This is a genomic window from Muricauda brasiliensis, assembly GCF_003057865.1.
In the GTDB taxonomy this organism is placed as follows: domain Bacteria; phylum Bacteroidota; class Bacteroidia; order Flavobacteriales; family Flavobacteriaceae; genus Flagellimonas; species Flagellimonas chongwuensis.
Window position 1 is genome coordinate 11801 of sequence record NZ_QBTW01000024.1, and the last position, 17387, is coordinate 29187.

Consider the following 17387-nt stretch of genomic DNA (forward strand, 5'->3'; position numbering starts at 1 on the left):
GAGCTTTTCAATAAAATCAAAACCAACCTAAACATATGAGTTAACCAACTCAAAATTTAAATTTTCATAGCTATTTACACCTATGGAACAATCCAAAATGTAAATACCCTACCTAGGTTTAATTTTTTTTTGATTTTTTTAGTGATGTCCTATAAACTTTGGCTAAGTGTGCCTTAGGACAATAAAATCCTTGGAAAATGGATCTAGCTTATCCAATAACATCGGAATCAAGGCATCGCCCATCTCCAAATAAATTTCAGAGAAGTTCAGTTGTCGTTCTTGCAAGGATTGGTTCGGAAAAAGTTCATTTTGAAGGTCTGTCAATCTCACCACATGATCCTTCAGCTTTTTCTTTTGAGCTTTTAACAAACGTTTTTCAAGGGCGTCCAACCCCTTTTTCTGTTTTACTTCCTGAGCTTTTACTGCTCCCAAAAAGCTTTTATCGGTCTGTTCCGCTAAATCGTACATATGTTGAAACTGTTCTTCCAACAACCTTTTCTGTGGTGAAAAATCAATATCAATATTGGAAATATCGCGTATTTTTTTGTTGATGAGCGAGTGCTGCTTCATAAATAAGTGGGAAATCTTCAATCCCATTTTCTCTACTTTTTCAGATTGTTTGTCCGTTATCAACAAGGCTGAATTACGCAACATTAACATTGGGAACGTTACCCCCACCTCATCAAAATAAGATTTGAGTTCCAACCAATAGGCCAACTCCCCGCCCCCGCCAATGTAGCAAAGGTTAGGCAGAATCACTTCTTGGTACAATGGTCGTGCTACCACATTTGGAGAAAAACGTTCAGGATTGGCTTCAAGCTCGGAAAGAAGTTCTTCCCTGGAAAATTGGATTTGAGTGCCAACGACCCCGTATTTTCCATTTTTCTCCACGATTCTTTCCCGCAGACCATCCTTTAGATAGAAATAATTGATTTCCCTAGGGTTTACCTGTATATTGTAGTCCGTAGACACCTTTCCTAAGGCATCAATGGTTTCAGAAATGTTTTGGAATGGTGTATGTTCAAGAATATCCTTTTTGGCATAGGGAACCAACAGTTTTTTCAAATCCTTGTCATCTCCGTCAACAATTACCAATCCCTGTTCCCCAAAAAGGGCATTGGCAAGATATCTAGTGGCATCGGTCAAGTTGGAATGTTCAAGATAACTCGACCTAAAAAGTTCCTTTAGGCTATCCGTCAACCCTAAATTTCCAAGTTCCGCTGCAAATATGTCAAATACATCTTCCAGCCCCTCTGTTGACAATCTTCCTACCGCTCCAGATGCTTTTTTGTTCCATAGCACCTTTTTTCCATGTAGATTGAAATAATTGATCTCATCAAAATCGTGGTCCTCAGTGGCCATCCAATATACCGGGACAAATTGATAATCTGGATGTTCCTCATTGAGCTTTTTGGCCAAGTTGATGGTGGAAACGATTTTATATAGAAAATACAGCGGACCGGTAAAAAGATTTAATTGATGCCCTGTAACCACGGTAAAGGTTTTCTCATCCTTTAGCGCATTGATGTTTTGCTGGGTCCCGTTGGAGATTTCAATGTTTTTATACTGGTTTTTCAAAGAATTGACCAGAACAGTTCTGTTTGTCTTGGGATAGTTAGATGCCTTTTCTTTGATTTGGTCATCAAAGTTCTCGAGTTGGGGAAACCTATTGTAAAAAGGAGACAACTCCTTTTTCTGATCTAAATAGTCGCAAATTAATTGGGAAAAATAACCGGTCTCCTTAAAGGGTATACATTCTACTTCCATTAAAACAGTAATGAGGTGTTCAAAGATAAGTCTCTTCTTTATTTCTCATCCCAAAAATACGTTAATTGAATTTTATGCAATTTTAGCGGTCCCAACCCAATAAAATTAGGTTTCTGGCTCAATTTATTATTAGATTTGGTAAAACCAATTAAACCGAGCATGACCAGATTTTTATTTTCCCTTATTCTATTAGCATCAATTTCTTTATCCGCACAACAGTTAAAATCCCCATCTGAATTTTTGGGATATGAACTCGGAACCCAGTTCACAAGACACCATGAAGTAGTGGATTACTATGAGTACTTGGCCGAGTCCGCTCCGGACAGGGTGCAGCTTACCGTCTACGGAAAGACCAACGAACGCCGCCCATTGATTTTGGCCTATGTGTCTTCAGCGGAAAACCTGGCCAATCTGGAGACCATTCGTCAGGAACATTTAAAAGACACGGAGGGTGCAGGAAATTCCTCCAAAGCCATTGTTTGGTTGAGCTATAACGTGCACGGGAACGAAAGTGTGAGTACGGAAGCTTCCATGAAAACCATTTATGAACTTTTGACCAAAAAAAGTTCCTATTTAGAAAATACGGTCGTAATCATGGATCCATGTATTAATCCTGATGGCAGGGACAGGTACAGCAATTGGTACAATCAATACAAAAACACACCCTACCAAGTGGACCCCAACAGTAAGGAACATCATGAAGGATGGTGGAGCGGCAGGAGCAACCACTATATGTTCGACCTTAACCGCGATTGGGCCTGGCTCACACAGATTGAAAGCCAGCAACGGTTAAAAATGTTCAATCAATGGTTGCCCCATGTACACGTGGACTTCCATGAGCAGGGTGTGAACAGCCCATATTATTTTGCTCCAGCGGCGGAACCCTATCACGAAGTGATAACGGATTTTCAACGTGATTTTCAGGTTACCCTCGGTAGAAACCACGCAAAATATTTTGATGCCAACGGGTGGTTCTATTTTACCAAAGAAGTCTTTGACCTGCTTTACCCAAGTTACGGAGACACCTACCCTATTTATAATGGCGCCATTGGCATGACCTATGAACAAGGAGGCAGCGGACAAGCCGGTTTGGGCATTGTAACCGCCATCGGCGATACACTAACATTGAAAGATAGAATTGCCCATCACTTTACCACCGGGCTTTCTACCGTGGAAGTATCTTCCCAAAACGCGGAAAAACTCAACCAAGAATTCAGGAAGTTCCATCAAAACAAAGATTTTAAATATAAAAGCTACGTACTCAAAGGAGAGAAGGACAAATTGGATGCTCTTAAATCCCTTTTGGAAAAACACAACATTGAATACGGTGACCTTACAAGCGGCTCCTACAAAGGCCATAGCTATGGTTCAGGAAGCAACGGCAACCTTTCCATTAATAAAAATGGAATGGTGGTATCTACAGACCAGCCTAAGGGAACTTTGGTAAAAGTGCTTTTCGAGCCCAATGCAAAACTGTCCGATTCGTTGACCTATGACATTACCGCGTGGTCGTTGCCCTATGCATACGGCTTGGATGCGATTGCATCAACATCAGCAATTACTTCGCAAAATACCCAGGAAACTGTGCCCTCCTCGAACATTGCGAGTGGAAGCTATGCTTATTTGACCGATTGGAACAGTATGGACGACGCCCGCTTTTTAGCGGCTCTGCTAAAAGAAGGAATCAGGGTTCGAAAAGCGGACCACCCTTTTACTATTGAGGGGAGGTCCTTTGAAAGAGGCACGTTGATCATCACCAAGGGCGATAATGAAAATAAAGAAGACTTTATTTTGACCCTGCAATCCATTGCTACAAAATTCAAAAAAGACATTACATCTACAGGAACAGGGTTTGTAGATTCGGGCAAGGACTTTGGTTCTTCATCCATTCGAATGATTTCCAAACCTAAAATTGCCGTATTGTCCGGAGGGCCTACCTCCACACTTCGATTTGGTGAGATCTGGCACTTTTTTGAACAGCAATTGCACTACCCGCTTACCGTAATAGACGATGAGTACGCCGACCGAGTAGACCTATATGAATACGATGTCCTTGTGTTGCCCGATGGGCGCTATGGCAACTATTTTAATGAAGATGAACTTACCGAGCTTAAAGGTTGGGTAAGAAAAGGTGGGAAAATAATTGCTATGGGCGGCTCCATTGATGCCCTTGATGGCGAAAAGGGATTTGGCATCCAAAAAAAGAAATTGGAAGAAGCAGAAAACGATGAAAACACTCCACAACCCTACAAGGACTGGGAGCGGGAACGTATTAAAGGGGCCATTACAGGGGCTATCTTCAAAACCAAAGTGGACAACTCCAATCCTTTAGCCTACGGATATGGCTCGGACTATTTCTCTCTAAAATTGGGCAGCAGCGCTTATGCATATCTAGACAACGGGAACGCGGTATATCTTGAACAAAATACAAAACCATTTTCAGGCTTTGCCGGAGTGGAGGCAAGGAAAAAGATTTCGGAGTCATTAATCTTCGGTATTGAAAACCATGGGCGAGGCCAGGTTATTTATATGGTGGACAATCCACTATTTAGAGGGTTTTGGGAAAACGGAAAATTGTTCTTTGCCAATGCAATTTTTATGGTAGATTAGTTTTTTTATCTGGTTTTGAGGGTATTATTCGCTTTTTTTAACGAAAAAAGCATTGATACATACCTCCTTTTTTTTGTACATTTAGTAAAAGTAACAAGGAAAAATTGCGGATATGCCAATAAAAACTCCATCAATGTTTTCACCCATACAATTCAAGGCTACATTCTTATGTATAATTGCTGCCTTGGTCATGTTAGTGCCTCAGTCATCCTTGGCATTTCAGCAAAATAATGCCGAGCTTGATTACAATGAGTATAGTGGGGAGGTTAAAGAAGCTTCGAGCAATAAAGCCCTTGTCTTTGCTACACTCACTGTAGAGGGTACAAACATTAGTACCATTAGCAATACGGAGGGAAATTTTCTACTTAAGGTGCCCAAAGAGCATATCAGCAAAAACTTGGTAGTCTCCTTTTTGGGCTACAAAACAAAAACATTGCCCATTTCGGGCTTGGAACGTGAAGGCAACGAAATATCCTTAGAAATTTCAGTGACACAACTTTCGGAAATAAATATCAATGCACCCAAGGATGCCATGGGCCTAGTGAAGGAAACACTGAAAAACAGGGACGAGAATTACTTTCAGGACCCATCATTAATGACAGCATTTTACAGGGAAACCATAAAAAGACGTAGAAAGAACGTTTCCTTGGCCGAAGCGGTTGTGAATGTATACAAAACGCCATATAATATAGTCAGGGAAGATGCCGTTGAGCTCTACAAGGCTAGAAAAAGTACAGATTACAGTAAATTGGATACTGTAGCGCTGAAACTGCAAGGAGGGCCCTACAATACACTTTACGTGGATATGATGAAGTATCCCGAGTACATATTCTCGGAAGAATCGCTTACCAATTACAAATTTACTTTTGACCGTTCCGTAAGAACCAATGATAGATTGATCTATGTCATCAGGTTCAACCAGCATGAAGGAATTTTGGAGCCATTGTACCAGGGAGAACTGTATATCGATGTAGAGAATAAAATTCTGACCGGAGCCGTTTTTTCATTGAACATTACCGATAGAGACCAAGCCGCGCAACTTTTTGTTCGCAGAAAGCCTGCTAAAGTAGACGTTTGGCCCACCGAAGTATCCTACCGGGTGGATTACCGTGAAAAAAATGGTAAATGGCACTATGGCTACAGTAGTGTTTTTATGGAGTTCAAAGTGGATTGGGCAGACAAATGGTTCAACTCACAGTATAGTATGACCGCTGAAATGGCCATTACCGACTGGGAAACGGTAAGCAAGGACGAAAGACCAAAGTATCGTCAGCAAATCCGAAAATCGATTATCCTGAGTGATGAGGCCACCGGGTTTTCCGACCCAGACTTTTGGGGAGAGTATAATATCATCGAACCTGAAAAGTCCATCGAATCTGCTATCAGAAAAATCCAACGACAGTTAAGACGGTCAGAAAGAAACAGTGATTAGTTCGTGTTTTTCTTCTAATTTTTGTGCATTTTTATCCTTGCGTTGCCAAAATCCAATGTAAATGTCCAAAAGAAGAAGTTTTTTAAAATCCGCTACAGTCCTTGGAGCCGCAACCCTTTTTCATCAAACAAGTTGGGGCAACGAGCCGTTCGCCAAAACCAAAATAAAACCTAAAAAGTTAAGCCCAGGTGACACGATAGGTCTTGTGGCCCCAGGTTTTGCCATAAAATTGGAAGAGCTCTACCTTGCCGTTGACACCTTGGAAAAAATGGGTTTTAAAACCTTCTATACCGACCGAATCAAAGGAAACTATGGTTATTTCAGCAATACAGATGAGGAACGGGCTGCCGATTTGAACGAAATGTTCGCAAATCCCAACATCGATGCTATTCTCTGCGCCCGCGGTGGATATGGATGTACACGCATTTTAGGCATGCTAGACTATGATGCTATCGAGGAAAACCCAAAGGCATTGATAGGATTCAGCGATATTACGGCATTGATCAATACCATTTACAAAAAAACAGGCCTTGTGGGATTCCATGGCCCCGTGGGCAAGACACTCGATGATGAGTACAGTCAAGCTTATTTTAAAAAGGTTTTGATGGAACCACAAGAAACTATGCCCATTAAAAATGCCATATTAAAGGATCCCAAGCAATATCGAAATAGCGAATACTACCGCTACACCATTACTCCCGGCGTTGCGCAAGGAGAGCTCATTGGTGGCAGTCTGACCTTGGTCACCGCTATGATCGGAACGCCTTACGAACTCGACTTTACGGATAAACTTGTTTTTTTGGAAGATGTGGAAGAAGCGCCATACCGAATGGATCGTATGTTGACACAACTTTCTGAAGTAGACAGTTTTTTAAAGGCCAAGGGGATTATCTTCGGTGTCTGCAAAGGCTGTGACCGTAAAAGAACCACTGAAAACTTTACATTGAGAGAAGTGATCATGGACAGAATAAAACCTTTGAACATTCCTGCGGTATATGGAATGAGTTTTGGCCATATTCCCCAAAACTCAACACTTCCTATTGGGATTGAAGCAAGCTTCAACGCCTATAAAAAACAACTTCGTTTACTCGAGGCCGCGGTAAGTCAATAACATTAGTCAATTGATTTACTTTATATTACCATCCAAAATAATTTGTCCAACTATAGGTTTTTTCAAAAAAAAGGCGATATTAGCCATACTATTATAGTACGACCTCACTAAAAAATACAAATCAACCTCACCCAAATCTGATTTGTAATTTCTTAACCTATAATAATGAAACATGTACTTCCTAGGTTCACAAGACCTATTAAAAGTGAGGACGACCCACTAATGGACGTTTCTTACTGGAGCAAGGCTATTGATGCCTACGATGCCAAAAACTATAAAACGGCATTGATCGAAACCATCAACTATATCAATTCAAATGTACTTAAAGACCATAGTACCGAGGATGATATTCAAGTTACTCAAGGTCAAGGTTCCGCTGAGATTTCCATTTCGATTACGCAAGACACCTTCACAATCAAGGCACCTTTTGTTAAGATTACTGAACAAACAAACAAAGTTGCCCTGTTCCGGCGCGTGGCAGAAATCAATTTCAATCCATTGACATTGGCACAAATCCATCTTAGGGACAATGTACTTTGGTTTGAATATGAAACACCTTTAGAGCTTTGTCAACCCTATAAAGTGTATGACCTATTAAGGGAAATCAGTGTTTATGCCGATAATTATGATGATGAATTCATAGAAAAATACAAAGCTGAGTTCTACAAAGAGTCAAGTATCACTCCATTATCCGAAATGGAAAAGGAGACCGTATGGCAACAAATCAGTGATATTTTGGAAGACTATAACAATTACAGCCTCTTTTTTAAAGAGAAAAGATGGAACGACTTCCAATGGGACATTATCGTGATTTCCTTGTTGAAAATCGTCAATATTCCCTGTGTCCATGGAACGCTAAGAACCAAATTGGAAGAATATGTCAATAATCTCTTCGATGGGCAGATTGATTTTAACCATAGGATTGATAAAGGAGTGAACTTTATGCAAAAGCTCCTTGCCAAACCCAAAGAAGAGTTTATGGAAGATATATACCATGCCAAGGCATTGATTTCCCTCAAATGGCGAAGTTCCAACGAAATTTTGCAGGACTATGCCAAGAACTTGGAACAATATGTCAATTCTTATGTAAAGGAAAATAACAATTTGATGCTCTGCTATTATCTGCAATATTCCTTTTTAAAAATGATTTACAATTACAATTTGGAGGAGCATCACCAAAATGTTATATACGATACCTTGGAAAAAGTTTCCGGTAAGGAGCTGCATGATGCCAGGCCTATTTTGCTCAATACATTCAATGCCTTTTTGAATGGTACGGCAGGGAATTCAGGTCAAAAGCAAAAAGAAAAAAGGAGCCTCTTCTCAAAATTATTCAGCTAACCAAAAACCAAATAACGTGGAAAACATAAGAAAATCAGTTTTTAAAATAGTAACAGCCTCTGGAACCGGAAGCGGGTTTACGGTAAGCGGCCATGACCACATCATTACCAATTACCATGTGATCAAAGGAGAAAAAATAGTTGCCGTTGAAGACCATAAAAAAGATAGGCATGTAGCAAAGGTTGTTATGGTAAACCCAGAAGTGGACCTTGCTTTTTTAAGCATTGATGGATTCAAGAACGTAAATACAGATATTTCACTGCAAGAAGAAATTGTAATTGCAAACACGCAAAGAATCTTTATAAATGGTTATCCGTTCGGCATGCCCTACACCATTACGGAGGGAATCGTATCCGCCACAAGTCAACCTATGGGCAGTAGAAACTACATTCAGACCGATGCTGCCGTCAACCCTGGAAATTCCGGTGGTCCTATGCTCAATGAAGCTGGTGTCCTTGTCGGGGTGACCACCTCAAAATTCAATAATGCAGATAATGTTGGGTTTGGAATAAAGCACATCGATTTAATAAAAGAGATGAGTGACTTTGCACTGCTTCAAAACAAAACCACCTATAACGTAAAATGTAATTCCTGCGATAACTATACAGATCAAGAGTCAGAGTTTTGTGCCAATTGCGGGAACAACATGGATATTTCAATTTGGGAAGAGTTCGAGAAAAGCCACTTTGCCCAATTCGTAGAAGGTGCCTTGAAAGATTTGGGCATCGACCCGGTTCTTGGACGTGCTGGTAGGGATTATTGGGAATTCCATCAAGGAAGTGCCCTGATCAGGATTTTCGTTTTTAAAAGAGACTATCTGGTAGCAACTTCCCCAATGAACAATCTTCCCAAACAGAATATTCAAGTACTATTGACCCACTTGTTGGAAGCAAATGTGGAACCCTATTATTTGGGCATACATCAAAACCAAATTTATCTTTCGTACAGGGTTCATCTTTCCGATATATTCTCAGATCATGCGGATACCATCAAACAGAACCTAAAGAACCTAGCTTTAAAAGCAGATGATTTGGATAATTTTTTTGCTGATGAATATGGTTGCGAAATGTCTATAGAATCCAAAGAAGAAGTTTAGCAATTTAAAAGCATTTTTTTTGTGAGATTTTGTTTGTTAAAAATTGAAATTAAAAACACAGGACTTGTTTAGTAAATAAAGAATCCATTCGTTTTTAATTCTATATTTGCCACCGTAACATTAACTTTAATTAAACATGAAAAAGCTTTTATTAGTTGCTATTGCTGTATTAGGATTCTCCTACTCATCTCAAGCACAAGAAGTTAGATTTGGAGCAACCGCAGGGTATCTCAATGCACGTGGAAGTGTCAAAGCAGATGGCATTAGTATATCTGCATCAGAATCTGGATTCTATTTGGGAGCAGTAGCTGACTTTGATGTCTCTGAAAACTTCAATGTACAACCTGAACTGCTCTATGCCAACGTAGATGGTTCAAGTGGTTTGATGCTTCCTATTCTAGGAAAATTTGCCATTTCCGAGAAGTTTAACCTTCAAGCAGGCCCACAATTGGTTTTCTCATTTGAGGAAACTCCGGAAGATTTCAGCAGTGTTGAATTTGATATTGCAGGAGGAATCGGTTACGATATCGACGAAGACTTTTTTATCGAAGCGCGATATACCTTTCAAATCAACAACTCCTACACCGGTAGTGAAGATGTCAAAGTAAGAGGAAATTACCTTACTGTTGGATTAGGCTATAAGTTTTTATAATAGATTACAATCTATACAAAACATAAAGGGCGGTGAAATCACCGCCCTTTTCTATTTTTATTACTATTGCTTCGTAAATTCATTCAGCGTTTTAATAATAATAGATACGCAATCCATTAACTGCTCCCGGTCCATCACCAAAGGTGGTGCAAAACGAATGATATTACCATGTGTTGGTTTGGCAAGAAGTCCATTCTCCTTCAGCGCCATACAAATATCCCATGCTGTGGAACTCTCTTCCGTATCATTGATTACAATAGCGTTCAACAATCCTTTTCCCCTCACCTTTACAACTAAATCGCAGGAAGGGATAAACTTGTTCAGCTCCTCGCGGAACAGTTCGCCCAACTCTTCTGCATTCTGTGCCAAATTCTCTTCTTTGATTACTTCCAAAGCGGCAGTACTTACCGCTGCAGCTACAGGATTTCCACCAAAGGTACTTCCATGGCTTCCCGGTGTAATCACTTCCATAATATCGTCATTGGCCAAAACACCTGAAACCGGATACACCCCGCCAGAAAGGGCTTTGCCCAAAATCAAAATATCAGGTTTTACATTTTCATGGTCAACCGCAAGCATCTTGCCCGTTCTTGCAATACCAGTCTGTACTTCGTCAGCGATAAATAACACATTATATTTTTCACAAAGTGCCTTTGCCTCTTTCAAATATCCTTCGGATGGGACATAGACCCCAGCTTCACCTTGAATAGGTTCCACCAAGAAACCCGCAACATGCGGATTGCTCTTAAGGGCATTTTCCAACGCGGTCAAATTATCGTACTCAATTTTCACAAAACCTTCAGTGTATGGGCCATAGTTCTCTCTTGCCACTTCATCATTGGAGAAAGAAATAATGGTGGTCGTCCTTCCATGAAAATTATTCTCACACACAATAACTTTAGCCTGATTCTCAGGAACACCTTTCTTCTGGTAAGCCCATCTTCTACAGACTTTCAATGCGGTTTCTACTGCTTCTGCCCCCGTGTTCATGGGCAACAGCTTATCAAATCCAAAGGTTTCCGTAGCGTATTTTTCATACTTGCCCAACATATCGTTGTAAAATGCGCGCGAAGTCAAGGTCAATGTTTTTGCCTGCTCCACCATGGCCCCAACAATTTTAGGGTGACAATGTCCTTGGTTTACTGCCGAATACGCAGAAAGAAAATCGTAATATTTCTTTCCTTCCACATCCCATACGTAAACACCTTCGCCCTTGCTCAAAACCACAGGGAGAGGATGGTAATTGTGTGCTCCGTACTTGTTTTCCAAATCTATCGCTTGCTGCGATGTTAAATGCTCTAAAACAGCCATTTCATTAAATGATTAAAATTGATAAAATAACCATTCCTACTGTACCTTTATTCTTTCGAAGTCTCGAAAAAGCAGCGTGGGAGAGAAATCATCCCTTGGAGTGCCCGCAAATTACAAATTAATTGATGAAAACGTAATTTTTCCCTGTCCGATTCCCTTGGTTTTCACCTAAAGTTTACATGCAATTTAAGAAGCTACATTCCATGAAATACCAAAAAGAAGTTACTTTTGCGGCATGCGTAAAAACAGAAGGAGAAAAACATTCGAAAACGTAGAAGTAATCGATGCCGGAGCAAAGGGAAAATCCGTGGGCAAGGCCCCCGATGGACGGGTCATATTTTTGACCAATGCCGTGCCCGGCGATGTAGTGGACGTAATGACCACCAAAAAACGAAAAGCCTATTTTGAGGGTGTTGCTACCAATTTCCATACTCTTTCAGATAGAAGAACCGAGCCCGTTTGCCAGCATTTTGGCACTTGTGGCGGATGCAAATGGCAGCATATGGGGTACGAACACCAACTCTATTTTAAACAAAAAGAGGTGGAAAACAACTTAAAGCGTATTGGTAATCTGGAATTGCCGGAGACGACATCCATTCTTGGGTCCAAGGAGCAATATTTTTATAGGAACAAAATGGAATTCTCATTTTCCGATAGCCGCTGGTTGACGCAAAAAGAAATCAATTCGGATGAGGAGATAGATGACAGAAATGCTTTGGGCTTCCATATTCCCGGCATGTGGGACAAAATTTTGGACATTAAAAAATGCCACCTACAACAAGATCCTTCCAATGCAATACGATTGGAAACAAAAAACTTTGCCAACAAAAACGGGCTCACATTTTTTAATCCAAGAAAACAGGAAGGACTTCTACGTACATTGATGATACGTACATCATCAACCGGAGAAATCATGGTGCTTATTCAATTCTTTGAAGAGGATACCAAAAAAAGGGAACTGCTCTTAAATCATTTAAAAGCAACTTTTCCGGAAATAACGGCGCTTCTGTATGTAATCAATTCCAAAGGAAACGATACCATTTATGACCAAGAAGTTATCTGCTTTGCAGGTCGTGACCATATTTTTGAAGAAATGGAGGGGCTTCAGTTTAAGATAAACGCAAAATCGTTCTACCAGACCAACTCCGCACAGGCGTACGAACTGTACAAGGTAACAAGGAATTTTGCTGGACTCACCGGAGATGAACTAGTATATGATTTGTACACAGGAACGGGAACCATAGCGCAGTTTGTATCCAAAAATGCCAAAAAAGTGGTCGGGGTAGAGTCTGTTCCCGAAGCTATAGAGGATGCCAAGGCCAATGCGTTGCACAACAACATCTCCAATGTAGATTTTTATGTGGGCGATATGAAAAATGTATTCAACGATGATTTTATTTCCGCAAATGGCCAACCCGATGTAATTATTACGGACCCCCCACGCGATGGAATGCACAAACAAGTGGTTGAACAATTGCTCCAAGTGGCACCTCCAAAAATTGTTTATGTAAGCTGCAACAGCGCAACCCAGGCAAGGGATTTGGCTCTTATGAAAGAACAGTATAAAGTCACCAAAGTTCAACCAGTGGATATGTTTCCGCAAACGCACCACGTTGAAAATGTTGTACTTTTGGAAAAACGGGTATAATTTTTGACTTAAACAACCCATATTTATCCTAATGAAAAGAATCATCCCCATCCTACTTATAGCTTCAATGCTCTTTTATGTATCCTCTTGCGAAAAGGACGATATATGTGTTGATGGTGACACACCGCTTATGGTAATAGGTTTTTTTGATATTGCCGATACCACTTTAGTGAAAAATGTGGCCTCCATTAGGATTCGCAATATTGATATCGACAGTATTTTGACGAATAGTTCATTTAGCGATCGTTCCGAATCACCGGATTCGCTGCAGGTCCCATTGCGAAGTACCGCCACCACGACTATGTATCAAATTATTTCAGAATCTGCGGATGATGAGGAAACAGAACTGGAAACCGGAAACATTGATACTTTGACCATTTCCTATGAACTGGGAGAAGCATTTATATCAAGGGCATGTGGATTTGTGACCAATTACAACAATATTTCGGTTACCCTTACCGAAGGTGCCGAAAACTGGATTCAAGATATCAAGGTTGTCCAACCCAATGTAGAAAACACAGATAATATCCATGTCAAAATATTTCATTAGCATCATAATTGGCCTCTTGCCTATTTTGGTTTTGGCGCAAAGCGAACCTGTAGATCTTTCACCAAAAGATACCGTCGTTTACAAAGACCCCTATGGACTACGGGTCGGGGCGGACATCAGCAAGTTGGTACTTTCTTTTGTTGATGAAGATTATACAGGACTGGAATTAGTAGGTGATTACAGATTGACCCGAAAATTATATTTGGCTGCAGAAATTGGTAATGAGACAAAAAAACAGGATGAAAACCTGAACAACACTATTCTTTACGACTATGAAACCTCTGGAAGTTATATAAAAGCCGGTGTGGACATGAATACCTACACCAACTGGTACGGTATGAACAATGCCATTACCATTGGTGGCCGCTATGCCGTGGCAAGTTTTAGTCAAACGCTTAATAATTATAGTCTCTATGAGACCAATCAATTTTTTAACCCGGAGTTTTTGCCCGGTGAGAATCCCAATAGGGAATTTAGTAGACTGTCGGCCTCTTGGCTCGAATTTGTTGTGGGTACCAAAGTGGAACTTTTTGCCAATATTTTTGTGGGCATGAGTGCACGTCTTGGTTTTCTTATCACCAATTCGGAAGATGAGCAGTTTCCAAACCTATGGATTCCAGGATTCAACAAGGTAACGGACGGAAGCAATTTTGGGGTTAACTACAACTACTCCATCAGCTACTTTATCCCCCTTTATAAAAAGGACAAAAAAAAAGAAAGAAGAAAGCGGTCAATAGAATGAAAACTGCCCCAATCGATTATATAGAGTCCAAAGCTACAGATATTGAAAAGACGAAAACCTTTTACGCCAATACCTTTGGTTGGACCTTCACCGATTACGGGCCCAACTATACTGCATTTTCCGGAAGTGGTGTTGCAGGCGGTTTTGAACTTTTCACGGGCCCTATCACGAATGGAGCACTAGTTGTCCTATATTACGAAAATCTTGAAGAAATAAAGAGGCGTGTAATTAGTGCAGGAGGAATAATCAGTAAGGAGATTTTTGAGTTTCCAGGCGGCAAGAGATTCCATTTCAATGACCCTTCGGGCAACGAACTTGCCATTTGGTCAGAAAAGTAAAAGGAGCCTCTGAGGACTCCTTTCACAAAATTTGGTTGAGTTAGTTAGTCGTGTTTTAAACACATCTCCAAATCTAACCAATTCTTTTGCTTTCCACCAAATCTATTTTTGGAGAAATCGCAATTTTTATTTGATTCGTAACTAATTCTCTTCACTGAATTTGGCCTTTTTACTTCCCTCGTATATTTCATATTTTACCAGCCTGGACTCCAATTTCCCGTTAAAAGTTTTAATTTTTTTCGATGTTTTTAGACCAATGTGCTTTAGGGCTTCCAAATTGGATGTGATAAGCCAAGCGTCTGTTCCAGGGTAAATCTGTTTAAACGTGTCCCCTATTTTTCCATAAAAGATTTCCATATCAATGGGCAATCGTTCTCCATAAGGAGGGTTGAACAGCATGTGCAATTTTCCTTCAAGTGGCTTATCAACCCTAAAAAAGTCCTTACGTTCCACGATAATGTAATCCGATAGGTTGGCATGATCAACATTCTCTTGGGCTTTCCTTACAGCTGAGGGAGCTTTATCGTACCCAATGATTTTGTAATGAAACTCACGGACCTTTTTTAAGCTCGCGTCCACAATTTTCTGGTACAGGTCGGCATCATAGTCCTTCCAATGCATAAATGCATAGGACTCCCTATTAATGTTTGCAGGAATATTACAAGCAATCATTGCTGCCTCAATAAGAAATGTTCCACTGCCGCACATGGGGTCAAAAAAGTCGGATTGCCCGTCCCAGCCCGTTTTAAGCAGAAGCCCGGCGGCCAACACTTCATTGATTGGCGCTATATTCGTTAAAATACGGTACCCACGTTGATGGAGCGAATTTCCGGAACTGTCCAAAGAAACCGTACAGGTATTGTTATAAATGTGAATATTAATCCGGATATCCGGATCTTGTGTCTTTACATTAGGTCTATCACGGACCACCTCCCTAAACTTGTCCACAATGGCATCTTTGGCCTTTAGGGAGACAAACATGGTGTTATCAAAAACCTTGGCATTGGCAATACTGTCAATAGCAAAAGTTTTGTCCACGTCAAAAATACTGGGCCAGTCCATTTCGTAGATATTCCTATATAGGTCTTTCTCATTGAATACTCGAAATGTTTTGATAGGTTTAAAAACCTTTAAAGCAGTTCTAAGACACAAGTTGGCCTTGTACATAAAACCGGTATCTCCTTCAAAAGTTACATTTCGAACTCCTTCCTCTACATGACCTGCTCCTAAATTACGGAGTTCTTTTGCCAAAATAGGTTCGAATCCGTATAGGGTCTTGGCCATCATTTTAAAATTTCCTACCATGTTCCTGTAATTTCTTTCCGCAAAAATAGACTATTTTTACTCCCTTGATTTAGAGCATGAATTTTCCTTCCAGTATTATCTACATTATCCCTATTTTGGCAGTTTGGTCCGGCTTTGCCTTTGTATGGTTTACGAAGCCCACCAATAACGACAATATAAAACTATTGCTTGCCTTTAGTGGGGCTTTCCTCTTGTCGCTAACTTTTTTTGAGCTATTACCTGAGGTTTATGACGGACATCATCCCAAAATAATAGCCCTATATATTCTGGGAGGTATCCTAATGCAGGTTTTCTTGGAATTCTTTTCTAAAGGAGCCGAACACGGTCACATGCATTTTCACTTAAAGGAAAATAAGTTCCCGATATTATTGTTCTTGAGCTTGTGCATACATGCTTTGATCGAGGGTGTTCCAATACATGATAATGATTCAATACTCTATGGAATAATCATACATAAGTTACCTATTGCTATTATCTTGAGTATCTTTTTGATTAACTCCAAGATGAAGATGTCCGCTACATTATTATTTATTGCCGTTTTTTCCTTGATGACACCTTTGGGCAGCTTTATTTCCACATCTCCGTGGGTTTCGGATTACGGACACTTGTTGACTGCTTTGTCCATTGGGGTTTTCTTCCACATATCCACCATAATTTTGTTTGAAAGTGCCCAAGGACATGCATTCAATCTGCGAAAGTTAATTGTAATCATCTTAGGCATCGGGATAGCTTATTTGGTGTAAAGTCGTTTTCATAAAACTTCCTTTGGATTAGGCGTTACCCAACATTATTTATTAGGTTATTTACCAATAACCAATGTGAAATTGCTCCGCCTAGCACAAAGAAATGCCATATCAAATGATTATATGGTATTCTTTTTACCGCATAGAATAAAATACCAATAGTATAAAAAGCTCCTCCTAAAGAAAGATATATCAATCCTAACCGAGACATATTATCTAAGAGGTAAGGTAAATCTATTACAATAAGCCATCCCATTACACCATATAGCACCAAAGAAAACACCTCAAATCGCCCAGTAAAGAATATTTTAAGTACTGTTCCAAACAGAGCAATGCCCCATACCAAATAAAACAATAACCATCCTTTGGACGGCAACAATACGGATAAACAGACTGGGGTATACGTTCCAGCAATCAAATAATAAATACTAATATGATCAAGTATTCTTAAACGTCTTTTAAATACTGGATTCTCTACTCCATGATAAACGGTGGACGCGGTAAACAATAATATCAAGGAAAAGATATAGGCTATAATACTGCCTTTCATGTATGGTTGACTTCCCCAGCTAATTTGATACAGAACAATGCTTCCTATTAGTGCTAGAATGATACCCAATGCATGGGAGTAAGCATTTAGTTTTTCTTCAAGTAGAACTGGATGGGTTTGGGTATTCAAGGCTATGAATTATTTCTTTATTATAATAAATAAAGATACCATATAAAAACAAAAAAGGCCCT

General features: G+C 40.0%; 15 protein-coding genes. 11 read left to right on the plus strand and 4 right to left on the minus strand.

Annotation, left to right across the window (positions count from 1 at the left end; genetic code table 11):
* Positions 1-162 precede the first annotated feature (162 nt).
* Positions 163-1767, minus strand: coding sequence for a bacillithiol biosynthesis cysteine-adding enzyme BshC (bshC, locus tag DCK90_RS16200; protein ID WP_108247252.1), 1605 nt, complete (start codon positions 1765-1767; stop codon positions 163-165).
* A 159-nt stretch (positions 1768-1926) separates the two neighbouring features.
* On the opposite strand from bshC, the gene DCK90_RS16205 reads away from it, so the two are divergent.
* From DCK90_RS16205 to DCK90_RS16230, 6 genes are all read left to right on the plus strand, one after another.
* Positions 1927-4377, plus strand: coding sequence for a M14 family metallopeptidase (locus DCK90_RS16205; RefSeq protein WP_108247253.1), 2451 nt, complete (start codon positions 1927-1929; stop codon positions 4375-4377).
* Between the two features lie 133 nt (positions 4378-4510).
* The gene (locus tag DCK90_RS16210; RefSeq protein ID WP_234414775.1) at positions 4511-5809 is read left to right on the plus strand and encodes a carboxypeptidase-like regulatory domain-containing protein; all 1299 of its coding nucleotides are present in this window, start codon (positions 4511-4513) and stop codon (positions 5807-5809) included.
* A gap of 61 nt (positions 5810-5870) precedes the next feature.
* Positions 5871-6920, plus strand: a complete 1050-nt coding sequence (locus tag DCK90_RS16215; protein WP_108247255.1) for a S66 peptidase family protein — start codon at positions 5871-5873, stop codon at positions 6918-6920.
* Positions 6921-7085: 165 nt separating this feature from the next.
* Positions 7086-8261 (plus strand): type III secretion system chaperone family protein, encoded by a 1176-nt coding sequence (locus DCK90_RS16220; RefSeq protein WP_108247256.1) that lies wholly within the window; start codon positions 7086-7088, stop codon positions 8259-8261.
* Between the two features lie 16 nt (positions 8262-8277).
* Positions 8278-9357: a trypsin-like peptidase domain-containing protein gene (locus DCK90_RS16225; RefSeq protein WP_108247268.1), complete on the plus strand. Its 1080-nt coding sequence runs from the start codon at positions 8278-8280 to the stop codon at positions 9355-9357.
* Between the two features lie 136 nt (positions 9358-9493).
* The gene (locus tag DCK90_RS16230) at positions 9494-10009 is read left to right on the plus strand and encodes a porin family protein (RefSeq protein ID WP_108247257.1); all 516 of its coding nucleotides are present in this window, start codon (positions 9494-9496) and stop codon (positions 10007-10009) included.
* 63 nt (positions 10010-10072) lie between these two features.
* Here the strand turns inward: DCK90_RS16230 and rocD are convergent, their stop codons facing one another.
* Positions 10073-11320 (minus strand): ornithine--oxo-acid transaminase, encoded by a 1248-nt coding sequence (rocD, locus tag DCK90_RS16235; RefSeq protein WP_108247258.1) that lies wholly within the window; start codon positions 11318-11320, stop codon positions 10073-10075.
* 235 nt (positions 11321-11555) lie between these two features.
* On the opposite strand from rocD, the gene rlmD reads away from it, so the two are divergent.
* The 4 genes from rlmD to DCK90_RS16255 are packed head-to-tail and all read left to right on the plus strand — an operon-like array spanning position 11556 to position 14598.
* Complete coding sequence (rlmD, locus tag DCK90_RS16240) at positions 11556-12968, plus strand: 23S rRNA (uracil(1939)-C(5))-methyltransferase RlmD (protein ID WP_108247259.1); 1413 nt, start codon at positions 11556-11558, stop codon at positions 12966-12968.
* 31 nt (positions 12969-12999) lie between these two features.
* Positions 13000-13518, plus strand: a complete 519-nt coding sequence (locus DCK90_RS16245; RefSeq protein WP_108247260.1) for a DUF6452 family protein — start codon at positions 13000-13002, stop codon at positions 13516-13518.
* Positions 13499-14260: a DUF6048 family protein gene (locus DCK90_RS16250; protein ID WP_108247261.1), complete on the plus strand. Its 762-nt coding sequence runs from the start codon at positions 13499-13501 to the stop codon at positions 14258-14260. Before DCK90_RS16245 ends, DCK90_RS16250 begins: the two co-directional genes overlap by 20 nt.
* Positions 14257-14598, plus strand: coding sequence for a VOC family protein (locus DCK90_RS16255; RefSeq protein WP_108247262.1), 342 nt, complete (start codon positions 14257-14259; stop codon positions 14596-14598). The genes DCK90_RS16250 and DCK90_RS16255 overlap by 4 nt, the downstream gene beginning before the upstream one ends.
* 141 nt (positions 14599-14739) lie before the next feature.
* Here DCK90_RS16255 and DCK90_RS16260 read toward each other — a convergent pair whose 3' ends face one another.
* The gene (locus DCK90_RS16260; RefSeq protein ID WP_108247263.1) at positions 14740-15903 is read right to left on the minus strand and encodes a THUMP domain-containing class I SAM-dependent RNA methyltransferase; all 1164 of its coding nucleotides are present in this window, start codon (positions 15901-15903) and stop codon (positions 14740-14742) included.
* A 56-nt stretch (positions 15904-15959) separates the two neighbouring features.
* Between DCK90_RS16260 and DCK90_RS16265 the strand changes: the two genes are divergently transcribed.
* On the plus strand, positions 15960-16646 hold the full coding sequence (locus DCK90_RS16265) for a ZIP family metal transporter (protein WP_108247264.1): 687 nt from the start codon (positions 15960-15962) through the stop codon (positions 16644-16646).
* A 34-nt stretch (positions 16647-16680) separates the two neighbouring features.
* Here the strand turns inward: DCK90_RS16265 and trhA are convergent, their stop codons facing one another.
* A complete protein-coding gene (trhA, locus tag DCK90_RS16270) occupies positions 16681-17325 on the minus strand; it encodes a PAQR family membrane homeostasis protein TrhA (RefSeq protein ID WP_108247265.1) in 645 nt (214 codons plus the stop codon).
* Positions 17326-17387 lie beyond the last annotated feature (62 nt).